This window comes from Mycoavidus cysteinexigens, assembly GCF_003966915.1.
Lineage (GTDB): Bacteria > Pseudomonadota > Gammaproteobacteria > Burkholderiales > Burkholderiaceae > Mycoavidus > Mycoavidus cysteinexigens.
The window spans coordinates 1,092,474-1,113,560 of sequence record NZ_AP018150.1; the positions used below are offsets into that span (position 1 = coordinate 1,092,474).

The following is a 21,087-nucleotide window of genomic DNA, read 5'->3' on the forward strand; positions in this document are numbered from 1 at the left end:
TGGAATCCCAAGCGGCGAGGGCTCGAATCCCTTTTAGGCTAACCCGAGTTAGGGCCAGCTCTTGCCGTGTGCTTCTTATAATTTAGATAATCCTCGATTCGTCTTTCTGTGTGCTTTGTTGTGCGATATACGCCGCGTTCGTCAGTATGTAGCAGGATGCCAGATTTGAGCCAGCTTTGCTGCATATGGCGAGGTATGCCGCGCACCATCAGACCACTTGGGGTGACGGTCTTTGCTGATTTCTGGCGCAGGGTTGTCATTTTTTTCTTTGCCGGTTCAGGCTGAACCGGCGTTACTTTATTCGTAACCACCTTTGGGTCAAGCGAGCGGGCCGGCTTACCAGAGCGCTTGGCCGTGACAGCAGGAGCCTTCGCCGCCAAAGAAGATGAAGATATCGTAACCGGTGATTCGTTCAATTCGATACCAAATAATGCTGACAGATCTGATGTATCCAGTTGCTGGTGCGGTTCCAACTGTGCATCGGTTAGCGCTACGTTACCCGCTTGCCGAATTAATTCCAGCGGATCGACATGGCGCAAAACAAATAACAATTCCGGCTGACTATCAAGGCGAGCACCTACACCATACAATGTCGCGGCAATATGTTTGCACATGGACGCTGAATCGTAGCAGCTGCAATCAAAATCAATCTGCTGCGGGAGCGGAAACAAGCCTGCGCCATGACGCGTGACCACTTCCATAACGGAGTTCGACAAACGCCCCTGCAACAACTCCACCAGCGATGCAACCTGACCCGCGCATTCACGCAAAATCGATTGCCAGAGTTCCGCCTCCAATGCGTCTACTCTAATGTTAACAGTGTACATTTCTGATCCAAAAACCAGCGCCGTAATTTTGCCTGCTTTGATTTTCAGGTCAACCACTGAACCATGCCGCACGTAGCTGCGTCCACGCGGTAATCGGCTAGCATAATCGCTGTAGGTTTCGAGATTGTCGCCCCATTTCTTGCCCCAGAAAGTACGAGCGATAGCGCGCCCCTCAATGGTGACTGGCTGACAGACTCGCCCTTTTTTTTCAAGCGATTTCAGTTTTCGTTGCGCTTTGGCGCGTCGTTCCGCGACCGATACATAAGGTGCCCAACCACCCTCATAAAAACTCATATTTTATTCCACATGACAAGCCGCAAAGCGGATTTATTTATCCTCAATGGCGCTGCTAATATCAAGCGACACAAGCTTCAGTAATGCCTCATTATTCATTTCGGTCAGCAACATCTCACCACTGCCCGCAAGGATATCATTTGATAGCCCAAGCTTGGCTTCGATTAGCTCATCGATCTTTTCTTCGACAGTGCCGCGACAAATGAACTTATGGACCAGCACATTTTTTTTCTGGCCGATGCGGTAGGCACGATCGGTCGCTTGATTTTCCACCGCAGGATTCCACCAGCGATCGAAATGAATGACGTGCGATGCCGCCGTCAGATTAAGACCAGTGCCCCCCGCTTTGATGGAAAGTACAAAAAACGGCGGTCCTTGTTCTTGTTGAAACTGATCAACCAACGACTTGCGTGTTTTGACAGGTGTCGCGCCATGCAACAGCAATCCAGGTCGCCCAAACACCTCTTGTAAAAATTCCATTAACGGTCCCGTCATTTCCTGGAATTGGGTAAATATCAGAACTTTTTCTTGCCGTGCCGCGATGGCTTCTGCAAGTTCGCGCAAACGGGCAAATTTTCCGCTGTCATCCGGCGCATAAGCACCATCGCCTAGCCATTGGGATGGATGATTGCAGATCTGTTTGAAGCGCAGCAGGAAAGCCAGCACTGCCCCTCGCCTGGCGATGCCATCCAGGTTTTCGATCTGCTTGGCCAGCGCATCGACTGCTTTTTGGTATAGGCTGGCTTGCAGTCGACTGAGTGCGCAATAAGCCTTAACCTCAGTTTTGTCCGGCAGGTCGGAAATAATGCGCTTATCGCTTTTCAGACGGCGCAGAATATAAGGTTGAACCAGTTTGCGCAACGGCGCGTAACCAACCTTCTCGTTTTGCTCTAGAAGACGTGCGAAACGACTGAACGTTTTGTCTGAGCCCAATAGACCAGGACAAATAAAATCAAACAGTGACCATAAATCGGTCAGCTGGTTTTCCACGGGTGTCCCAGTCAATGCAAACCGCACCCGGCTCTTCAATGCCTTGGCCGCTTGCGTCTGCCGTGCCCCCGGATTTTTGATGCTCTGTGCTTCATCCAGTACCACCAGCGACCAGTGGATCTCGAGTAGCCAGGGTAGCCGGATCAAGTTACCGTAACTGGTTATCACAACATCCCACTCGGTGAGTTGTCCGGCAAATAGTGTCGCAAGGGCTTTGCCTGGTCGTGCAGAGGAATGTGCAACAAACGTGCGTAAGGTAGGCGCAAAGCGGGCCATTTCAGCTTGCCAGTTGCCGATCAATGATGCGGGCAATACCAGCAAATGCGGACCGGGATCGGCTTCCCGTTTTGCCAGTAAGAACAGTGCGATGACTTGCACGGTCTTTCCTAGACCCATATCGTCCGCCAGGCATCCTCCTAAGCTTAGGCGATTCAACCACCATAACCACTGCACGCCATCTTGTTGGTAGGAGCGTAGCTGTGCCTTTAGCTCCGGTCCGGGATGCGCTTTGCGGTGCGCATTTTGCGGGTTGCGCAGCCCTTCCAACGCGTCCTTTAGCCAGTCACCCGCTACGACAGTAGACCAATCTGCAGTATTGTGCGATAGCGCGGCTATATCATTGCCTTCCACTGCGGCACCGGCTAACAAGCGTAAACCATGCAGGAACGAAATACCCTCACCAGCCGCCTCTTGCTCTACTTTTTGCCAATGTGCGAGTACCCCATCGAGCTTTTCTCGATCGAATTCAACCCAGCGTCCTTTTAATCGCACCAAGCCATCGCCGGCAGCGAGCAGCTGTTCCAATTCAGCAGACGAAAGCACCTCGCCATCGAGCGACAGCGACACATTGAAATCGAGCATCGCAGTCAGCCCCATACCGGCGGCACGGCTACCAATATTCACCTGTACCTGCGGTCGTGACGGCTGATGGGGTTTCCACCAATCGGGAATGCGCACCACGATGCCACACGCCTCGAAGAGTGGAACGTTACGCAGGAATTGATAAGCGTCAGAGGGTGTCCACGCGATTGGACGAAAAATAGCGCCGGAGTCCACCAGCACTTTTAACCATGGACTCTGCTCGGCTGCCTTGTTCACCGGCAGCAGCAGCCTCAGTAGGGTGTTGCGGTCGCCTACGCCAGCGTACTCTTGCAACGCTTTTCCTAGCGCTTGGTGCTGCACCTGTGATTGTTGTGATACGCCCGCTGCATAGGTAGCGAGAAAGGCGAATGGTGCCTGCTCATTATTTTTATTTTCAGCGAGATGAAAACAAACGCGTCCAACCAAATTCCAACTTGAGTGCTTACGCTGCAGCCATATCTGTACGTCGCCATTTTCGTCTGAGATTTCTGTGCGCGCCGCGGCGTGCAGATCAGCCCAAAGAATTTCCAAGCCGGCTACATCCAGATATTGTGCTCCGATCATCAGTGGAATGGACGCTGCTAGCTTTTCCAGTTCATAGCGAGGGGGGACAATCTCGGCGCTGTCCCACTGATGCGTTAAATCCGGAATCGCACACAAACGTGCCATGAATAGATGGCCTAACTCGCGACCAAATGCCAGAGAAGACGGCAACCACGTTGCCAATTCCACTGCGCCCAAGTGGAGTAGTCCGTGGCTGCTGCTGCGCTCGAATGCTTGGCGGATGCGCGTGGCGGCCGCTGGGGATAAATCAGAATGCTCTGCAACAGACGCCAGATGGATGTGTCCCGTCGGAGATATTTTAAGGGCCAGAGCACTTTCTTTAGAGTTAGCGTAGGGCCGCGCAGAATCGTCAACCTCAGATGGGAGGGGACTACCATTCCCTTTGCTTAAATGTTCTTTTACTACTTTAGGCATCGGCATTTTTTTCTTGATCAGCTAAATCTTTTAGCGCGTCCACGAACACACGTTTTTGGTAATCAAATTGATTATCTTGTCGCTTAGGATGGAGCGCGAGCGCAGCATTGATCTTTGCTTTAAGATGCGCAACCCCCTGTTGCCCCAGTGCGGGAAAAAGTATGTCGGTGATGCCAACGTATTGTCCGTAATCATCGGCCGTGATGGCAGTGAAGATCTGATTGGCTAGCGCAATCGGTGCAGCATTTGCGCGCTGTGCAATATCGCCAAGTTCTCGGAGAGCTTGATGAAAGGTCGCGCTTAAGATATCGTTGCTGTCGTCGCCGCACTCATAAACTGAGGGAGCAAGCTCCAGAAATAACCACAATAACTCAAGCGCCAGATCAGGTCGCTTGGGCGCAATACGTTCCACAATGGTTTCGTGTTGCAAATCGACCTCGTGGGTTAATGCATGAACTCTTTTGCGATCGATAAAAGCATACGCATGTTTCAATGAGGCTAGACTTTCTTTCACTTCGGCGACGACTGTTTCGACTCTAGTTTGCTCAGCCAAGGCAAGGCATAGCCTGTGCTCTATGTGTGTATCGTATTGCGATAGAGAGTACATCATAGCTGCAAGTCTTTCAGCGCCAAGCGTGATTAGATTATCGACAGTTATGGTTTTGGATGAGGGCATAATATTTCTACTGAGCTCCGGCTACTTTGCAATGCCGCAGAAGGGCGCTTTGGGAAAGTGTAAACAGGTTTTTTAAATCGATTGCACTTATAGGAAAAAAATCGCGGCGTGGCCTAAATTTTAAAGATCAGGATTTAAGTTAACCTTGCAATTATATTTCAGAGGAAAGAAGAAAAGTCAGATCAAGTCGGAATTACCAGGGCATCCGCATGAAGCCCCTAGTAAATAAAAGAGTTGAGCAATTAACAGGATTGTAAATAATTGATTAAATATGGCAAAAATTGCGCAGGCACAGTATCTAACTCGGGTTAGCCTAAAAGGGATTCAAACCCTCGCAGCTTGGGATTCCAACCTGCATGATTCGATTCTTGGCTTTAGTTAGCAAGGGGCTTCGTGCGGAGTCGAAAATTGGCGACAGTGGAGCCTAAATCCACGGATCTTGAAGTGTTTTGCAAGAGCCGTGGTGCCGATGCACGTGGCATTTATAGTTCAGATGGTCTCACCGTGTTCAAAGGGTCACGTTGCGCCGCTAAGCCGACCAACCAGGCTACATCAGAGACGATTTACACGAGGCGCGCAAATCATCCTAGTCCATTACAACATACGTAATGTCACTCTAAGCGTCGTCAGCCGCGCTGATAGGTCCTGCGCCTGGGTTTCAATCCGCAGCTTGTCTTGCCCAACCAGTTTGATGTGACGGTGCTTTTGCACTAGCGCAATGATAGCGGCTGGATTGACAGAGGGATTGGGGCCAAAAAGCAGGGTGATTGCGCTTTCTGACACGTCGATTTTTACAATGCCAAGCGCTTTCGCCACTAGCCGTAGCCGGTGTGTTTCAATCAGCGCCTGGGCTGGCGCTGGAAGTGCACCAAAGCGGTCGATCAACTCTTCGTGGATCGCATCAATCTGATCATCAGTAGCGCAGCTTGCCAGTCGTTTGTATAAGGACAGCCGTTGTTGCACATCGCCGCAGTAATCTGCTGGCAAAAGTGCTGGAACATGTAGGTTGATATCGGTTGCAGCCGCAAGCGGCGCACTTAGGTCAGGCTCTTTGCCTGCTTTAAGTGAATTCACTGCATCCTGCAGCATTTCAGTATAAAGCTGAAAACCAATTTCATGGATCTCTCCCGACTGTTTGTCACCCAGCACTTCGCCGGTGCCGCGGATTTCAAGGTCATGCATGGCAAGATAAAAGCCTGAGCCTAATTCTTCCATTTGTTGAATTGCTTCAAGCCGGCGCGCCGCCTGTTTAGTTAGCGCTTCTGGATCATGCACCAATAAATAAGCATAGGCTTGATGGTGCGAACGGCCCACTCGGCCTCGTAATTGGTGTAATTGAGCTAAGCCAAATTTATCGGCGCGGTGCATCAAAATGGTATTGGCGCTGGGTACGTCAATTCCGGTTTCGATGATGGTAGTGCATAGCAGCACATTGGCACGCTGCGCAACAAAGTCACGCATGACGCGCTCTAGCTCACGTTCATGCATTTGCCCATGCGCCACGGCGATGCGAGCTTCAGGCATGAGTTCTTCGAGCATTAAGCGGCGTTGATGGATGGTTTCAACTTCATTATGCAGAAAATAGATTTGGCCGCCGCGTTTAAGCTCGCGCAGCATTGCTTCTCGGATCGTGCTGTGGTCTTCGCGCCGCACAAAAGTTTTAATCGCAAGTCGCTTTTGAGGGGCGGTGGCAATCACGGAAAAATCGCGTAAGCCCTCGAGCGCCATGCCTAGCGTGCGGGGGATTGGGGTCGCGGTGAGCGTTAGTATGTCGACTTGCGCGCGTAAAGTTTTGAGGGCTTCTTTTTGGCGTACACCAAAGCGATGTTCTTCATCGATGATCACGAGCCCAAGTTGTTTGAAATTGATTTGCGGCGAGAGTAATTTGTGCGTGCCAATCACAATGTCGACGGTGCCATCATTGAGCGCGTTGATGGCTTGAGTAATTTCTTGCGCGCTTTTAAAGCGTGATAGCTCGGCAATCCGCACTGGCCAATCAGCGAAGCGATCGGAAAAAGTCTGGAAATGCTGCTCGGCAAGCAGGGTTGTAGGTGCGAGTATCGCGACTTGTTTGCCGTCCAGCACCGCGATAAAGGCGGCGCGTAATGCGACTTCTGTTTTGCCAAAACCAACGTCGCCGCAGACCAGCCGGTCCATAGGTTTGCCGCTGGTCATATCGGCCATCACAGCCGCGATGGCGGCCGCTTGATCTGGCGTTTCTTCAAAACCGAAACTTTGCGCAAAGCGTTCATAGTCATTTGGCGAGAGAGAAAAAACATGCCCTTCACGCGCGGCGCGGCGCGCGTATAAATTCAGTAATTCGGCTGCGGTGTCACGGATTTGCTGTGCAGCTTTGCGTTTTGCTTTGTCCCACTGGCCGGAGCCGAGCGCATGCAGTGGCGCCTGTTCTGGTTGAGCGCCGCTATAGCGCGAAATCACATGTAATTGTGAAACGGGTACATAAAGCGTGCTATTGGCTGCATATTCAAGGTGCAGAAATTCAGTTTCACCCTCGCCTAAATCCATTGACGCTAGCCCATGATAACGTCCAATCCCATGTTGGCTATGCACGACAGGCTCACCAATTTTAAGTTCGGACAAATCGCGCACCATGGCATCGACATCGCTCGCTCGCTCTTGCCGGCGGCGTCCGATGCGGCGCGCCTGTCCGCCGTAAAGTTCAGTCTCGGTGACGATGGCGAGATTTTCAGCGGGTAATGCAAAGCCAACCGCAAGCGGGGCGGTCGTGAGCGCAAAGCGTACCGCTTCAGCCTGGGTAAAAGCATCAAAGGAATCCAGCAGTGTGGGTTTGAGCGCATGCTCGTTCAACATTTGCAGGATGGTTTCCCGCCGTCCAGCAGATTCGGCGACGATTAATACACGTGGGGATGGGTTGGCTAACCAGCTACGCAGCGCAGCGACCGGGTCACCGGCCTGACGATTGATCGAGAGACTTGGCAGGGGTTCAGCCCAACGATTGCGTTGCGGCTGGCTTGCAGGCGATGGCGTTAGAACCAGACGAGCAAAAGGTTTAGCTAGGATAAAAAAATCTTCATCTGAAATAAAAAGGCGCGTAGGTTCGAGAATGGGCCTTTCTCTATGATGAGATAAAAACGCGTAGCGCTGTTTGGTATCGTTGGCGAATTGCTTGATGGCTGTATCTAGATCGCCGATAAAGGCTAGATGAGCAGTTGGCGGTAGATAATCAAAAAGCGTGGCCGTTGCGTCAAAAAAAAGCGGTAAATAATATTCGATGCCTGCGCTGGGTATGCCAACCCCAATATCTTTATACAGTGGAACCCGGCTTGGATCACCATCAAAGAGCTCGCGCCAGCGGCTGCGAAAGGCTGTGCGGGCAGGTTCATCAAATGGAAACTCGCGGCCCGGCAAGAGCTTAACCTCAGGCACTGGATAAAGGCTGCGTTGTGTATCGGGGTCAAATGCGCGGATTGAATCAATCTGATTATCAAATAAATCAAGCCGGTAAGGTAAGGCGGAGCCCATTGGAAAGAGATCAATCAGCCCGCCGCGCACACAATATTCACCCGGCCGCATCACCTGGCTGACGTGTTCATAGCCGGCGAGAAGGAATTGAGCTTTAAGTTGCGCAATGTCTAGCGGCTCGCCCTGCGTAAATTTAAATGTATAGGCTGCCATAAACGACGGCGGCGCCATGCGGTAAAGGGCGGTCGTGGCTGGTACCAGCACGATATCGCAATGGCCGGCGCTAATATCATGCAGGGTGGCAAGCCGCGCTGAAACCAAATCTTGATGTGGCGAAAAAGCGTCATAAGGCAAGGTTTCCCAGTCCGGCAAAAGACGTACGCGTGCCTCTGGCGCGAAGTAAGCGATTTCATGCTGCAGCCGCTGAGCATCGGTGGCTTGAGCGCAAAAGACGACCAGCAAGGGGAGCTGCGCGCGATGGGCGGTGAAATAGCGCGCGAGCGCGAGCGCATCCGATGAACCGGATGCGCCATCAAAGACAAAGCGTTGCCCCGTTTTAACTAAACTAGGCGTATAAGAGGAAGCAAGCGTAATGTTTTCAGGCATAAGGCGACAAGGCATAATACAAAAAAGCGGCGTAAGTTTTTGCACAACCGCCGACGCAAAGGGAGCTATTATAAAAGCTGAATCTATTTTTTTATTTGGTTGGAGCCTAAAGTGGCGGTAAGGGAACGTCTTTTTGTAGTGATCCCTTGTGCTGGCATGGGGAAACGAGCCGGCTCTCAATTGCCAAAGCAGTATCGGATAGTGGCTGGCCGCCATTTGCTGTATCACACGCTCGCGGCTTTTGACGCCTGTTCTGAGTTAACGCAGACACTTGTCGTATTGGCGCGTGATGATGCGCACTTTGACTCCCGTCATTTTAGCGGTTTGCGTTTTGCGGTGCGCCGTTGTGGTGGCAAGAGTCGCCAAGAATCGGTGTTAAACGGCTTGAATGCGTTGGCAGAATTCGGTGCGCGCGCAGATGATTGGGTCTTAGTGCACGATGCCGCGCGGGCGGGCATCCAGCCGGAGTTGATCCGTTTGCTGATTCGTGCCGTGCGTGATGACCCAGTAGGAGGCATCATGGCCTTGCCCCTGGCGGATACTTTAAAACGCCAGGCGCCAGCGCTTGACGCTGTGGCCGTGCCGTCAGCACCTTTGATTATGCACACGGAAGCGCGCGCAGATTTATGGCTAGCCCAGACACCGCAAATGTTTAGAGTCGGGATGCTACGCGAAGCATTGCTGCGGGCGCAGCAAGAAGGGCATATACTAACTGATGAGGCAAGCGCTTTTGAACGGCTAGGGTATGCGCCTAAACTCGTGCACGGCAGCCTGCGTAATTTTAAAGTCACTTATCCAGATGATTTCGAGGTCATCGAAGCCATGCTCAGTCATCAAAAGAGCTCACAAAAAGGGGATTCATCATGAAATTTCGTATTGGACAAGGCTATGATATTCACGAATTAGCGCCAGAGCGGCCGCTGATCATTGGTGGTGTGCACGTACCCTGCGAGCGTGGCTTGCTTGGCCATTCGGATGCTGATGTACTGCTCCATGCGGTGATTGATGCGCTATTAGGCGCGGCGGCGCTGGGCGATATTGGGCGGCATTTCCCCGATACTGATCCGCAATTTGCGGGCGCTGATAGCCGCATGTTACTGCGCGAGACGCTCAGTCGAGTGCGGGCAGCGGGCTATACCGTGGGGAATGTAGATAGTACTGTGATTGCGCAAGCTCCTAGGCTAGCGCCTCATATTGCTGGGATGTGCGCCAATCTTGCGGCGGATCTGGAGGTGCCGCTTGAGTGTGTGAATGTCAAAGCAAAAACCAACGAAAAACTGGGCTTTCTGGGGCGTAGCGAAGGTATTTGCGCGCAAGCAGTGGTATTGCTCAGCCAGACTTGAAAAACTTGTAGGTGACCCTAATCTGAGGTGCATTAACCAAGATAGAGGCTTTTCATGAGAATCGATAAATTCACTACCAAGTTGCAGCAAGCGCTGGCTGATGCGCAAAGTCTTGCCGTGGGCAATGATAATCAATATATTGAGCCGGCGCATTTGTTGTTGGCGCTGATTGAGCAGCCAGATAACGCGGCGCGTTCATTGCTGGCGCACGCGGGAGTGCAGCTCTCGGCATTGCAGCAAGCACTCAGCAGCGCGCTTAAGCATCTCCCCAAAGTCCAGGGTAGCGATGGCAATGTGCAACTTAGCCGTGATCTCACAGGCCTTTTAAATCAGACCGACAAAGAAGCGCAAAAAGCCGGTGATAGCTATATTGCTAGCGAAATGTTTTTACTTGCGCTGGCTGACGATAAAAATGCAATCGGCCAACTTGTACGTCAGCACGGCCTAACGCGCAAGGCGCTAGAAGCCGCGATTGCCGCCGTGCGTGGCGGTGATGCGGTACGTAATCCAGAAGCAGAAAGCCAGCGCGAAGCGCTTAAAAAATACACGCTAGACCTCACTGAGCGCGCGCGAATTGGCAAGCTTGATCCGGTGATTGGGCGTGATGATGAAATCCGTCGCTCAATCCAAATTTTGCAGCGCCGCACAAAAAATAATCCGGTCTTAATTGGCGAGCCTGGGGTGGGCAAGACAGCGATTGTCGAGGGTTTGGCGCAACGCATCGTTAACGGTGAAGTCCCCGAGTCGCTTAAAAATAAACGGGTTTTATCACTCGATATGGCAGCGCTTTTGGCGGGCGCAAAATACCGCGGCGAATTTGAAGAGCGACTCAAAGCCGTGCTCAACGATGTGGCCAAAGACGAAGGCCAGACGATCGTTTTTATCGATGAAATCCATACGGTAGTAGGCGCTGGCAAATCGGAAGGCGCGCTTGACGCCGGCAATATGCTTAAGCCTGCACTAGCGCGCGGCGAGTTGCATTGCATTGGCGCTACCACCCTGGATGAATATCGGAAATATATTGAAAAAGATGCAGCGCTGGAGCGTCGTTTTCAGAAGGTGCAAGTTGACGAGCCTACGGTAGAAGCCACCATCGCAATTTTGCGGGGCTTGCAAGAAAAATACGAATTGCATCATGGGATTCAGATTACTGACCCAGCCATTGTTGCGGCGGCTGAGCTTTCGCAGCGCTACATCACGGACCGTTTTCTGCCGGATAAAGCCATCGATTTAATCGATGAAGCCGCGGCCAAGATCAAAATGGAAATTGATTCTAAGCCAGAGTCCATGGACCGACTCGAACGTCGACTGATCCAATTAAAAATTGAACGCGAAGCGGTTAAAAAAGAACCCGATGAAGCCTCGCAAAAGCGCTGGCAACTGATCGAGGCGGAAATTGACCGGCTTGGCAAGGAATATGCCGATCTCGAAGAAATTTGGAATGCCGAAAAAGCCGCTGTGCAGGGCAGTGCGCAGCTCAAAGAAAAAATTGAGCGCACCCGCGCTGAAATTATGCGCTTACAGCGCGAGGGCAAGTTGGATCAGGTGGCGCAGCTTCAATATGGCGAACTGCCTCAGCTTGAGGCGCAGCTTAAACAAGTGAGCCAAGCTGAAACTGAAAAAGGGCAGGCCGGCGCTCGCCCGCAGTTATTGCGTACGCAAGTTGGCGCAGAAGAAATTGCCGAAGTGGTGTCACGTGCTACCGGGATTCCAGTAGCGCGCATGATGCAAGGCGAGCGAGACAAACTAATGCACATCGAAGCCAAGCTACATGAACGCGTCATCGGCCAGGATGAGGCCATTCGTGCGGTGGCCGACGCCATTAGACGCTCGCGGGCTGGCTTGGCGGATCCAGGGCGGCCCTACGGCTCCTTTTTGTTCCTTGGGCCAACGGGGGTCGGTAAAACTGAGTTATGCAAAGCGCTTGCCGCCTTCTTATTCGATTCACAGGAGCATTTGATTCGCATCGACATGAGCGAATTTATGGAAAAGCATAGCGTTGCCCGGCTGATTGGCGCGCCCCCCGGTTATGTCGGTTATGAAGAGGGCGGCTATTTAACGGAAGCCGTTCGGCGCAAACCTTATAGCGTTATTTTGCTGGATGAAATTGAAAAAGCGCATGCTGACGTTTTCAATGTGCTATTGCAAGTGCTAGACGATGGCCGTATGACGGATGGGCAAGGACGCACGGTTGATTTCAAAAATACCGTGATTGTGATGACTTCTAATTTAGGCTCGCAGCTGATTCAATCGATGGTCGATGAGTCTCATCAGAGCGTGCGTGATGCAGTCTGGATTGAAGTCAAACAACATTTCAAACCCGAGTTTTTAAATCGGATCGATGAAGTGGTAGTTTTCCATGGCTTGGATCGCACGCAGATTGAGTCGATTGCGAAAATTCAATTGGCTAACTTGACTGAGCGCCTAGCTAAACTCGATATGCAAATTGATATATCTGAAGCAGCGCTGAAACACATCAGCAAAGTCGGCTATGACCCGTTATTTGGCGCGCGTCCACTGAAGCGCGCAATTCAGCAGGAAATTGAAAACCCGATTGCAAAATTAATCCTTTCAGGAAAAGTTGGCCCAAAAGATCTGATTCCGGTCGATTATCAAGATGAACAGTTGGTGTTTGAGCCCATGGCGTAGTAATACAAGCTGACTATATAGCTTGCCCCTATTCCCATCGAATTTGACCACCCCCATATGGGCTGGCGAGAACTCTATTGCCATCTTTATGCTCGCCCCATCAATATTTAGATGTAGCAAGTATGGGGGTCTATTAGCTTTAAGCGATAAGCTCGGGGTTCATGGCGTTCTTACCCTTGCTTTGACACTCATTGGCTGTGTCACGTATTTTTATTGCAAGGTTATACAATTTGAGCTTGCCTTCCTCATCAAGCTCAAATTTTTCCTTATGTCCCAAGTAGTGCAGATTGAAAGCCTGGATTGCATTCCTAAGCGGTTCTACTTTATAACCTAATGTGATTAAATTATCAGCGGCGTCAAAATTATCCGGCGGTTCGCTATGTTGTTCTTCTGACTTCAGCCACAACCCAAACCCTCTTTCGCCAAGTTGACGCCAAGGAAAGAACCAATTCGGATCCACTTTTCGCCCCGGCGCGATATCAGCATGACCAATAAAATTTTCACGAGGGATAGCGTGACGATCTTTAAGATCTTCAAGTAACTCCAATAGCATGTTGATTTGTTCATCTGGAAAAGATTCAAATCCATTATTGACCAGTTCGATACCAATTGAGCAAAAGTTTACATTTTTCACTCCCTGCCACTGCGATACGCCAGCATGCCAAGCCCGATATTTATCAGGAACTAAGCACATCAACGTGCCATTATGATCGATTAAATAATGCGCGCTTACGTTATTCTCAGCCATTGATTTGATTGCCTTAGCCGCACTATTGCTTGCAGTATGATGCAAAATAATGTGGGAGATTTTAGTGTTGGCAGGCTTACGCTCATCTTGATTAACCGTGGGAAAAAACTCTATTTTTTCCCAAAATACAGCGGGCTGCTTACTTACTGCTTGCAGATCAGCAATAACATTTTTAAAGTGATGCGACAGCCAACCTTGGAAATCGATATTTTTTCGAAGTCTCTCCCGAAGCGCCCAGCGATTAATTTTATCTAATTCTTTAAAATAAGATATTTGAAAATTCTCATTTTCTGAAGCATCCAAAAAAGCCTCTTTCAATAACGTATTACCAAGCGCAGCAGCAGATTCGGGCTGTGCCAATGCTTTTTCCAAGGCAGCTGCTGGTGATAGACGGAGAGTATTTGTAATCGGCTTAAAGGAGTTGATGGGAGATGTACCAAACATTTGGCTTTCCTTTAAAAGGTGGGGTAGGGAAACCTGTAAAGCTGCTCACCGCGACAGCGATAACCGCTATGTCTAATTTGATCTGTTTTTAACGTAGCATACGCACTCTACTATTGCCTAGAAATCACGACATTTCAACTTTGGTGACGCTACAATATCTGAAATGAGGTTTGACAAAATAGCGTTTTTTGAACACTTTTGATAGGAATTGGTTTGGTTTATAAATTATGGGTCAACGAATAGAGCGGCCTTGTTAAGGAGGTGGCCGTTTATAAAATGGCCGCCGCCCCTTCAATTGCCATACTTTATTTTGGCTGTGGCTAAAAAACTCAATTTATTGATTTTTTATACCGAGTCTTAAGTGTTAGGCGCCGCAAAATGCGTGTTTTGACTAAAATTCTGATTCTCGTTAGAGGCGCTATTTAGGCCCTAAGCAGCGGGAATAGAGGTGTTCTGAGCGCCTCTCCATTAGTCAGATCTATTCTGTGCTAAAATATACGGCTTTTAAGCAAGCGATGCGGCGGTACATGCCGGCACGCTCTGGCTTTTCCCCTTCTAGAATATCTATATGACCCGCGCGCTTCGCAATATCGCTATTATCGCTCACGTTGATCATGGCAAAACCACTTTAGTTGATCAGCTACTCCGTCAAGCTGGCACGTTTCGAGAAAACCAACATATGATCGAACGGGTCATGGATTCAAATGACCTTGAGAAAGAGCGGGGCATCACGATTCTCGCCAAGAATTGCGCGATTGAATACGCTGGCACACATATCAATATTGTAGATACGCCGGGGCATGCCGATTTTGGGGGCGAGGTTGAGCGTGTATTGTCGATGGTAGATAGCGTACTGCTGCTAGTCGATGCGGTCGAAGGACCTATGCCGCAAACGCGCTTCGTCACAAAAAAAGCGCTGGCGCAAGGCCTAAAACCGATTGTAGTCGTGAATAAAGTTGATCGGCCCGGGGCGCGCGCCGAATGGGTCGTGAATCAAACTTTTGATCTATTCGACAAACTCGGGGCGACTGAAGAGCAATTAGACTTTCCTGTGATTTATGCTTCTGGTTTGAATGGGTATGCGGGTCTTGACGAAAACGTGCGCGCTGGCGATATGCGGGTGCTACTAGACGAGATTTTGCGCTTTGTGCCGGTGCGCGCAGATGACCCAGAGGCTCCGTTGCAATTGCAAATTTCCTCGCTTGATTATTCAACTTATGTCGGGCGTATTGGGATTGGCCGGATTGCGCGTGGCACACTACGGGTAGGTCAGGCCGTGGCCTTAGTGATGGGCCCTGAGGGTGAAGCCCTGAATCGCAAAATCAACCAGATCCAAAAATTCAAAGGGCTTGAGCGCGTGAATGTAGAAAGCGCGCAAGCGGGTGATATTGTGCTGATCAATGGCATTGAGGATATTGGTATTGGCGCAACGCTATGCGATCCGGCCCGGGCGGAAGGGTTGCCGGTTATTAGTGTAGACGAGCCAACCTTAACCATGAATTTTTGCGTTAATACTTCGCCTTTAGCCGGGCGTGAAGGTAAATTCGTAACCAGCCGGCAATTGCGTGAGCGGTTGATGCGCGAACTTAATCACAACGTTGCATTGCGCGTGAAAGATACGTCCGATGAAACCGTCTTTGAAGTTTCGGGCCGTGGCGAACTCCATTTAACTATTTTGCTTGAAAATATGCGGCGCGAAGGCTATGAATTAGCCGTGTCGCGGCCACGCGTGGTATTGCGTGAGATAGATGGCGTCATGCACGAGCCACTTGAGCAGCTCACGGTGGATGTTGAAGATAGCCACCAAGGTGGAGTCATGGAAGAGATTGGCCGCCGCAAGGGCGAGTTACTGGATATGGCATCAGATGGGCGCGGTCGTACGCGCCTTGAATATCGTGTGCCGGCGCGGGGTTTAATTGGTTTGCAAAGCGAATTCCTAACGCTGACACGAGGCACTGGCTTGATCAGCCATATTTTTGATTCCTATGCGCCATTGCGTGAAGGTACGATTGGCGAGCGCCGTAACGGCGTCTTGATTTCGCAAGATGACGGCGCGGCAGTAGCGTATGCTCTCTGGAAATTGCAAGAACGTGGACGTATGTTTGTGCGCCCTGGCGATGCTTTATACGAAGGGATGATTATCGGTATTCATAGCCGCGATAACGATCTGGTGGTGAATCCAATTCGTGAAAAGAAACTCACGAATGTGCGCGCGTCAGGCAAGGATGAGCATATCGACCTCACTACGCCAGTCCAACTTTCTCTCGAATATGCGGTTGAATTTATTTCAGACGACGAACTGGTGGAAATTACACCGCAATCGATCCGGTTGCGTAAGCGCTGCTTAAAAGAAAATGAGCGGCGGCGAGCAGAGCGCACCGGTGCGTAAACTCTGACATCTATTTTTGCGATGGATGCAATGCTGAGGGACCGCCGCCAAACCATGGTGCGATGTCTGCCGTTACTTTAAATAAACGCCATTATGTCTGAAACACTTATTTCGTCCGCTTCTGAAACCTATGTCGAGGATTCGCCGTGTTTTGACCATTTTGGCCTCCATGCCGATATTTTAAAAGCATTGGCTGGGCAAGGCTACACGACGCCAACACCGATTCAGGCGCAGGCAATCCCAGTGATTCTTGCGGGCCATGATGTGATGGGCGTAGCGCAAACGGGTACCGGCAAAACCGCAGGCTTTTCATTGCCGTTAATTCAACAGCTTGTGCCGTTTGCGAATACCAGCGCTTCTCCGGCACGGCATCCAGTGCGTGCATTGGTATTAACGCCTACGCGTGAGTTAGCCGACCAAGTAGCTAAAAATGTGTGGACCTATGCCGAACATACGGCATTACGCAGCACTGTCGTATTTGGTGGCATGGATATGCAGCCGCAAGTGGCTGAATTACGGCGTGGCGTCGAGATTTTGATTGCCACGCCTGGACGCCTGTTAGATCATATACAGCAAAAAAACGTCCAATTGGACCAAGTCCAAATATTAGTGTTGGACGAAGCAGATCGAATGTTAGATATGGGCTTCTTGCCTGATTTGCAGCGCATTTCAAATCTCTTGCCGCGTGAGCGGCAGACTCTGCTGTTTTCTGCGACTTTTTCAAATGAAATCAAAAAATTAGCCGCCAGTTATTTGCAGAACCCAATTACGATCGAAGTCGCGCAGCGTAATTCAACTGCTACAAATGTCCGCCAAATTGTCTACGAAGTGGCGGACGGCGATAAGCAGGCAGCGGTGGTCCAATTAATTCGCCAGCGTGGTTTAAAGCAAGCGATTATTTTTTGCAATAGCAAAATCGGCGCGAGCCGACTGGCGCGGCAATTGGAGCGCGAAGGGATCATCGTAGCAGCCATTCATGGCGATAAAACCCAGAATGAACGGATGCAAGCGCTCGATGCTTTCAAGCAGGGCGCTCTCGAAATGCTGGTTGCCACGGATGTCGCTGCGCGTGGACTGGATATTGCTGAGCTACCTGCAGTGATTAATTTTGATCTACCTTTTAATGCAGAAGATTATGTGCACCGAATTGGCCGTACTGGCCGGGCGGGGGCTTCTGGGGAAGCGCTTTCATTGTGCAGCCCACATGAATCTAAGCATCTAGCAGAGATTGAGAAACTTATTCAGCGCGCGCTTGAGCGTGAATCGCTGATAATTGAAACGGCGCGTGTACCAAGTCGTACGCGCCATCGAGATCATCCTTCTTCCGCGCGTCACGCAACGGGTAAGCGATCTGCGTTCGATGCGCAAACGGCGGAGCTGGACGATTTTTTCAGTAAACCTTACCAGCCCTCTAATCCCATCCTGCCAGCCAATTCGGCAGGGGCAGACAGTACTCACGCGAATCATCCGAAAGTAGCGCCAAAGCGTCCGTTAGCAGCCCTGCTAGGTGGCATGTCTTATAAGCCTAAGGCGAACCGGTAAAAGCCGGTGCATGCTTCCTCCCAGGAGGGGGCGTTGGCGCGTATCTAACTAGCTACGCAGCGGCCTGCCTAGAATAACAGTGCGCGCAGTGTTCACCGGGCACATAATAAGGCGAGCGTTGATCCTCTGGCGTGAGCACTGCGCGACAGCCAAAACACTGTAGCATAGCCGTTGGCTTAAGTTCTGGATTTAAAGCGGTGCGCTGATCAAACACAAAACAATCGCCGTTATAATGCGCGCCCCCGACTTCCTCGAAATATTTGAGGATCCCGCCATCCAATTGATAGACAGATTCAATGCCAATATTTTGCATATGTAAGGCAGCTTTTTCGCAGCGAATCCCGCCGGTACAAAAAGACACTACGGTTTTGCCAGTGAAATCCTCACGATGCGCTTCGATTGTGGCAGGGAATTCACTAAATTTGGTCAGTCGGTAATCTAGTGCGTCAGCAAACGTGCCGACATCTATTTCGAATCCATTCCGCGTATCCAGCATAACGACTGGGCGGCCGTTATCATCTTGCCCACGGTCAAGCCATTTTTTAAGCGTTTGCGCGCTCACTTCAGGGGCGCGGGCCTGGCCTGGCTGGATGGCTGGGGAGTGCATGGTGATGATTTCTTTTTTCAATCTAACTAGCATGCGCCGAAAGGGTTGTTTAGCGCTGAGACTTTCCTTGAACTGTAGATCGACTAACTGACCGGCAAAAAGCGGATCTGTACGTAGCCAGTGCGTAAAGGCATCGGCCGCAGCGCGGGTGCCGGCAACAAATAAATTGATCCCTTCAGGCGCTAATAAAATAGTGCCGCGCAGGCCGAGCTCATCGCAACGCGCGCGTATTGGCGTGCGCCATTCGGCGGGAGCGTTGAGGGTGAAAAAGCGGTAAGCAGCGAGATTAACGATCGAAGTCATGACACGAATCAGTGTAGTGAATTTTGTTGTAAACAGAACTTAGCATTGTCTCATTTTGCCAAATTGTTTGCTAAAAGTTAGCTTTAGCCTGACGAAAAATAAGCAGTGAGGATAACAGAATGCGTCAGGCGCTTCAAATGGGTGGGGGCTGTGGTCGAGTCTGCCTCGTGTTTTGCGCACGGAGTCCCTGCCAAAAATGATTCAAATCAATAATAAATTTCTTAAAAAGATTATTTAAATAAAAGAAATTATACAAGTTTATTTGGTGTTTTAAAAATTATCATTTAGACTTTGCACATTAACACTTTTATTTTGACGCTGTACCACAAAGCCTGAATAGCGTTATCAAAATCGTAGGAGGACCAATCCAGCTTATTTTTTCTAATGCCAATCGCATGGATAGATGAGGTTATCATTTTCTCCATACCGGCCGTATTGTACTCACAATAGGGAACCAGTTTTAAATAGTGACAGCAAGTCTCAGAGCTTTCGTCTGAAAACAGGTGAAATAATAATCCAAAAAAAAATCCTAAAAGGGCATGAGAAGATTGATGTCATTGCGTATTCGATAAAAATAGAGGACGAGTTATATGTCAATAAAATTAACCTAAGTACAGTGTATAAAGTAAATGACGGAGAAGTAGGGCTACGTATTACACTGCAATAGAATCTGCTAGTTGATATAAGCCGGCCAGTGCTATAAGAAAGCATCTTATCGGCATAATTTTTATTATTGAAATTTAGTTTTTGAAATTTTTTTAATAAAAATTTGTAAATAATGATAATTAGACTATATTGATGAAAGTCGCTTCTCTCATGGTTAAATAATAATATCCAGAGGGAGGTGGCTAATTGGCAATTTTTTCTAATTTTTGAGTCCTAAGGAGATAACAATGGGCGTTGTAGAAAGTACTTTACGTGAAGTTGAAAAAGTGACAATAAGGCCTTTGGGGGAAGTGGCGCGCACTGTAGAGGAGGTAACGGTAAGGCCTTTAGGGCAACTTGCACGAGAAGTCGAAAAAGTGACAATAAGACCTTTAGGACAAGCCGCTCGTAATGTAGAGAAAGAAGCTATAAGGCCTACGAAAGATCTTGTAGAAAGAACTGCGTCAATGATAGGACGTACCTTAGATATCTATAAGCCGGACAGGAGTATACCAGCTAATACAGGTATGCAAGGTATGGAATCAACTATAAGAGAAATGGCAAAATCAAACGATATAAGTCAATTAAAGGAAAAAAATAAAATATTACAAGGAGATATAAGAGAAAGGATATTGCAAACGCCATCAAATGCGGGGGAAACGTTAGCTTTTTTAAGTATGCTTGAGGGAATGACTGTGGTAATTGAGAATTTATCGAGAAGTAATGATGAATTAATGAAGCAGAATGAAGAGCTTAATCGTGCCTGCGAAAGGCTTACTTATGAGGAGAATGAGCTGAATGAGACAATAAAGCAGCTAGGATAGACTTGGTAAAAATGTTTTTTTAAATTATTTTTCATATTTAATTAAGCTTAGCACCGCTTTGTGGTGCTAAGCTTAATAAGCATCTGATAAAAATTTATTTTATTATATAGTGAACGTATGGGGTAGAAAGTAAATTGAAATAGAAAGAAATGAAACTATAAAATATTTTTTATTTTTAAGGTGATTCTGATGGGCACAATAGATGGCATATCACACGAAATAGCGAAAACGACGATAAGTCCTTTAAGTAAAGCTACAAGTGAGTTAGCAAGAGTATCTACTGAAATTTTATCAGGGTTGAGCGTTAATGGAGATGGATCAATAACCGCGAATTTAGAGAAAATTGGAAACGATTTAGAAATGTCGCTAATCGAACCGTTAGGTGGCCTTGCAAATAAAACCGTGCTGCTACAGGCCTGCCTGGTAAATTTAGTTGGACGAGCAGAGGAAATAATGCGGCCAAGCCCTGATATGAAAAACACGCAAGTCATTCTCGATAAGATGGCTGCAGATGCAATTCAACTGCAAAGAGAAATAAATAGAGCGGTATCTGAGATACCTCCTACTGCAGGAGAAAGTCTAATGTTCCTAAATGGTTTAGGTAAAGAAACGAACAGAATGCGAGGTGTAATAGAGTCTCTTCAAAAAAAGGTTGAGCTTATCCAAGACAATGCAGTACTGCTTGAAAGAAAACAAGCGCTTGAGAAAAAAATAAGTGCACTTAAAACCAAGGTCTTGGATAAAGCATAAAGTGCAACAGGGTATTCACGATGCGTCAGCTAAAGCCTTTTTCATCATCTCGCTTTGGGGCCGGCTACATGAGCCAGATGTTTTTTTTCATATTGATAAGCCTGGCTGCTCAGCCATTATATGAGGTTGAGCCTTCATTTAATCAAAGTGACATGATGGCTGAAAGT

The 21,087-nt window shown here is 49.1% G+C and carries 14 protein-coding genes; 8 read left to right on the forward strand and 6 right to left on the reverse strand.

The window, feature by feature from the left end:
* Positions 1-38 precede the first annotated feature (38 nt).
* The 3 genes from MCB1EB_RS04635 to MCB1EB_RS04645 are packed head-to-tail and all read right to left on the reverse strand — an operon-like array spanning position 39 to position 4,626.
* Positions 39-1,121 carry an SWIM zinc finger family protein gene (locus MCB1EB_RS04635; protein ID WP_045362607.1) on the reverse strand — a complete coding sequence of 361 codons (1,083 nt, stop codon included), beginning with the start codon at positions 1,119-1,121 and terminating at the stop codon, positions 39-41.
* A 33-nt stretch (positions 1,122-1,154) separates the two neighbouring features.
* Positions 1,155-3,956 carry a DEAD/DEAH box helicase gene (locus MCB1EB_RS04640; RefSeq protein ID WP_232034146.1) on the reverse strand — a complete coding sequence of 934 codons (2,802 nt, stop codon included), beginning with the start codon at positions 3,954-3,956 and terminating at the stop codon, positions 1,155-1,157.
* Positions 3,943-4,626, reverse strand: a complete 684-nt coding sequence (locus MCB1EB_RS04645) for a DUF6880 family protein (protein ID WP_052393713.1) — start codon at positions 4,624-4,626, stop codon at positions 3,943-3,945. The genes MCB1EB_RS04640 and MCB1EB_RS04645 overlap by 14 nt, the downstream gene beginning before the upstream one ends.
* Before the next feature lie 444 nt (positions 4,627-5,070).
* Here MCB1EB_RS04645 and MCB1EB_RS12850 point away from each other — a divergent pair, with 444 nt between their 5' ends.
* On the forward strand, positions 5,071-5,235 hold the full coding sequence (locus tag MCB1EB_RS12850; protein ID WP_498070655.1) for a DUF4357 domain-containing protein: 165 nt from the start codon (positions 5,071-5,073) through the stop codon (positions 5,233-5,235).
* Here MCB1EB_RS12850 and mfd read toward each other — a convergent pair.
* Complete coding sequence (mfd, locus tag MCB1EB_RS04650; RefSeq protein WP_045362605.1) at positions 5,221-8,676, reverse strand: transcription-repair coupling factor; 3,456 nt, start codon at positions 8,674-8,676, stop codon at positions 5,221-5,223. The two genes, MCB1EB_RS12850 and mfd, sit on opposite strands and share 15 nt — an antisense overlap.
* Positions 8,677-8,775: 99 nt before the next feature.
* Here mfd and ispD point away from each other — a divergent pair, with 99 nt between their 5' ends.
* The 3 genes from ispD to clpB are packed head-to-tail and all read left to right on the forward strand — an operon-like array spanning position 8,776 to position 12,668.
* Entirely contained in the window at positions 8,776-9,543 is a 768-nt protein-coding gene (gene ispD / locus MCB1EB_RS04655; protein WP_269471772.1) for a 2-C-methyl-D-erythritol 4-phosphate cytidylyltransferase, read from the forward strand.
* Complete coding sequence (ispF, locus tag MCB1EB_RS04660; protein WP_026920745.1) at positions 9,540-10,019, forward strand: 2-C-methyl-D-erythritol 2,4-cyclodiphosphate synthase; 480 nt, start codon at positions 9,540-9,542, stop codon at positions 10,017-10,019. The genes ispD and ispF overlap by 4 nt, the downstream gene beginning before the upstream one ends.
* A 54-nt stretch (positions 10,020-10,073) precedes the next feature.
* Entirely contained in the window at positions 10,074-12,668 is a 2,595-nt protein-coding gene (gene clpB, locus MCB1EB_RS04665) for an ATP-dependent chaperone ClpB (protein WP_045362598.1), read from the forward strand.
* A gap of 139 nt (positions 12,669-12,807) precedes the next feature.
* On the opposite strand, the gene MCB1EB_RS04670 is transcribed toward clpB, so the two are convergent.
* A complete protein-coding gene (locus MCB1EB_RS04670) occupies positions 12,808-13,860 on the reverse strand; it encodes an N-acetylmuramoyl-L-alanine amidase (protein WP_052393711.1) in 1,053 nt (350 codons plus the stop codon).
* 568 nt (positions 13,861-14,428) lie between these two features.
* On the opposite strand from MCB1EB_RS04670, the gene typA reads away from it, so the two are divergent.
* Together typA and MCB1EB_RS04680 are read left to right on the forward strand one after the other, a co-directional pair.
* Positions 14,429-16,249: a translational GTPase TypA gene (typA, locus tag MCB1EB_RS04675; protein WP_045362595.1), complete on the forward strand. Its 1,821-nt coding sequence runs from the start codon at positions 14,429-14,431 to the stop codon at positions 16,247-16,249.
* 93 nt (positions 16,250-16,342) lie between these two features.
* On the forward strand, positions 16,343-17,791 hold the full coding sequence (locus MCB1EB_RS04680) for a DEAD/DEAH box helicase (protein ID WP_045362592.1): 1,449 nt from the start codon (positions 16,343-16,345) through the stop codon (positions 17,789-17,791).
* 52 nt (positions 17,792-17,843) lie between these two features.
* On the opposite strand, the gene MCB1EB_RS04685 is transcribed toward MCB1EB_RS04680, so the two are convergent.
* Positions 17,844-18,701 (reverse strand): sulfurtransferase, encoded by an 858-nt coding sequence (locus MCB1EB_RS04685; RefSeq protein ID WP_045362590.1) that lies wholly within the window; start codon positions 18,699-18,701, stop codon positions 17,844-17,846.
* 893 nt (positions 18,702-19,594) lie between these two features.
* Between MCB1EB_RS04685 and MCB1EB_RS04690 the strand changes: the two genes are divergently transcribed.
* Together MCB1EB_RS04690 and MCB1EB_RS04695 are read left to right on the forward strand one after the other, a co-directional pair.
* Complete coding sequence (locus tag MCB1EB_RS04690) at positions 19,595-20,170, forward strand: hypothetical protein (RefSeq protein WP_126353889.1); 576 nt, start codon at positions 19,595-19,597, stop codon at positions 20,168-20,170.
* 189 nt (positions 20,171-20,359) lie between these two features.
* Entirely contained in the window at positions 20,360-20,920 is a 561-nt protein-coding gene (locus tag MCB1EB_RS04695) for a hypothetical protein (protein WP_045362581.1), read from the forward strand.
* The last annotated feature ends 167 nt before the right edge of the window (positions 20,921-21,087 follow it).

What these genes read in the sequence shown, in the direction of transcription:
- typA (WP_045362595.1), top strand. Translation starts at nt 14,429, where the DNA reads ATGACCCGCGCGCTTCGCAATATCGCTATTATCGCTCACGTTGATCAT.
- MCB1EB_RS04640 (WP_232034146.1), bottom strand. Translation starts at nt 3,956, where the DNA reads ATGCCGATGCCTAAAGTAGTAAAAGAACATTTAAGCAAAGGGAATGGT.
- clpB (WP_045362598.1), top strand. Translation starts at nt 10,074, where the DNA reads ATGAGAATCGATAAATTCACTACCAAGTTGCAGCAAGCGCTGGCTGAT.
- MCB1EB_RS04680 (WP_045362592.1), top strand. Translation starts at nt 16,343, where the DNA reads ATGTCTGAAACACTTATTTCGTCCGCTTCTGAAACCTATGTCGAGGAT.
- MCB1EB_RS04645 (WP_052393713.1), bottom strand. Translation starts at nt 4,626, where the DNA reads ATGCCCTCATCCAAAACCATAACTGTCGATAATCTAATCACGCTTGGC.
- MCB1EB_RS04685 (WP_045362590.1), bottom strand. Translation starts at nt 18,701, where the DNA reads ATGACTTCGATCGTTAATCTCGCTGCTTACCGCTTTTTCACCCTCAAC.
- MCB1EB_RS04690 (WP_126353889.1), top strand. Translation starts at nt 19,595, where the DNA reads ATGGGCGTTGTAGAAAGTACTTTACGTGAAGTTGAAAAAGTGACAATA.
- mfd (WP_045362605.1), bottom strand. Translation starts at nt 8,676, where the DNA reads ATGCCTGAAAACATTACGCTTGCTTCCTCTTATACGCCTAGTTTAGTT.
- ispF (WP_026920745.1), top strand. Translation starts at nt 9,540, where the DNA reads ATGAAATTTCGTATTGGACAAGGCTATGATATTCACGAATTAGCGCCA.
- MCB1EB_RS04695 (WP_045362581.1), top strand. Translation starts at nt 20,360, where the DNA reads ATGGGCACAATAGATGGCATATCACACGAAATAGCGAAAACGACGATA.
- MCB1EB_RS04670 (WP_052393711.1), bottom strand. Translation starts at nt 13,860, where the DNA reads ATGTTTGGTACATCTCCCATCAACTCCTTTAAGCCGATTACAAATACT.
- MCB1EB_RS04635 (WP_045362607.1), bottom strand. Translation starts at nt 1,121, where the DNA reads ATGAGTTTTTATGAGGGTGGTTGGGCACCTTATGTATCGGTCGCGGAA.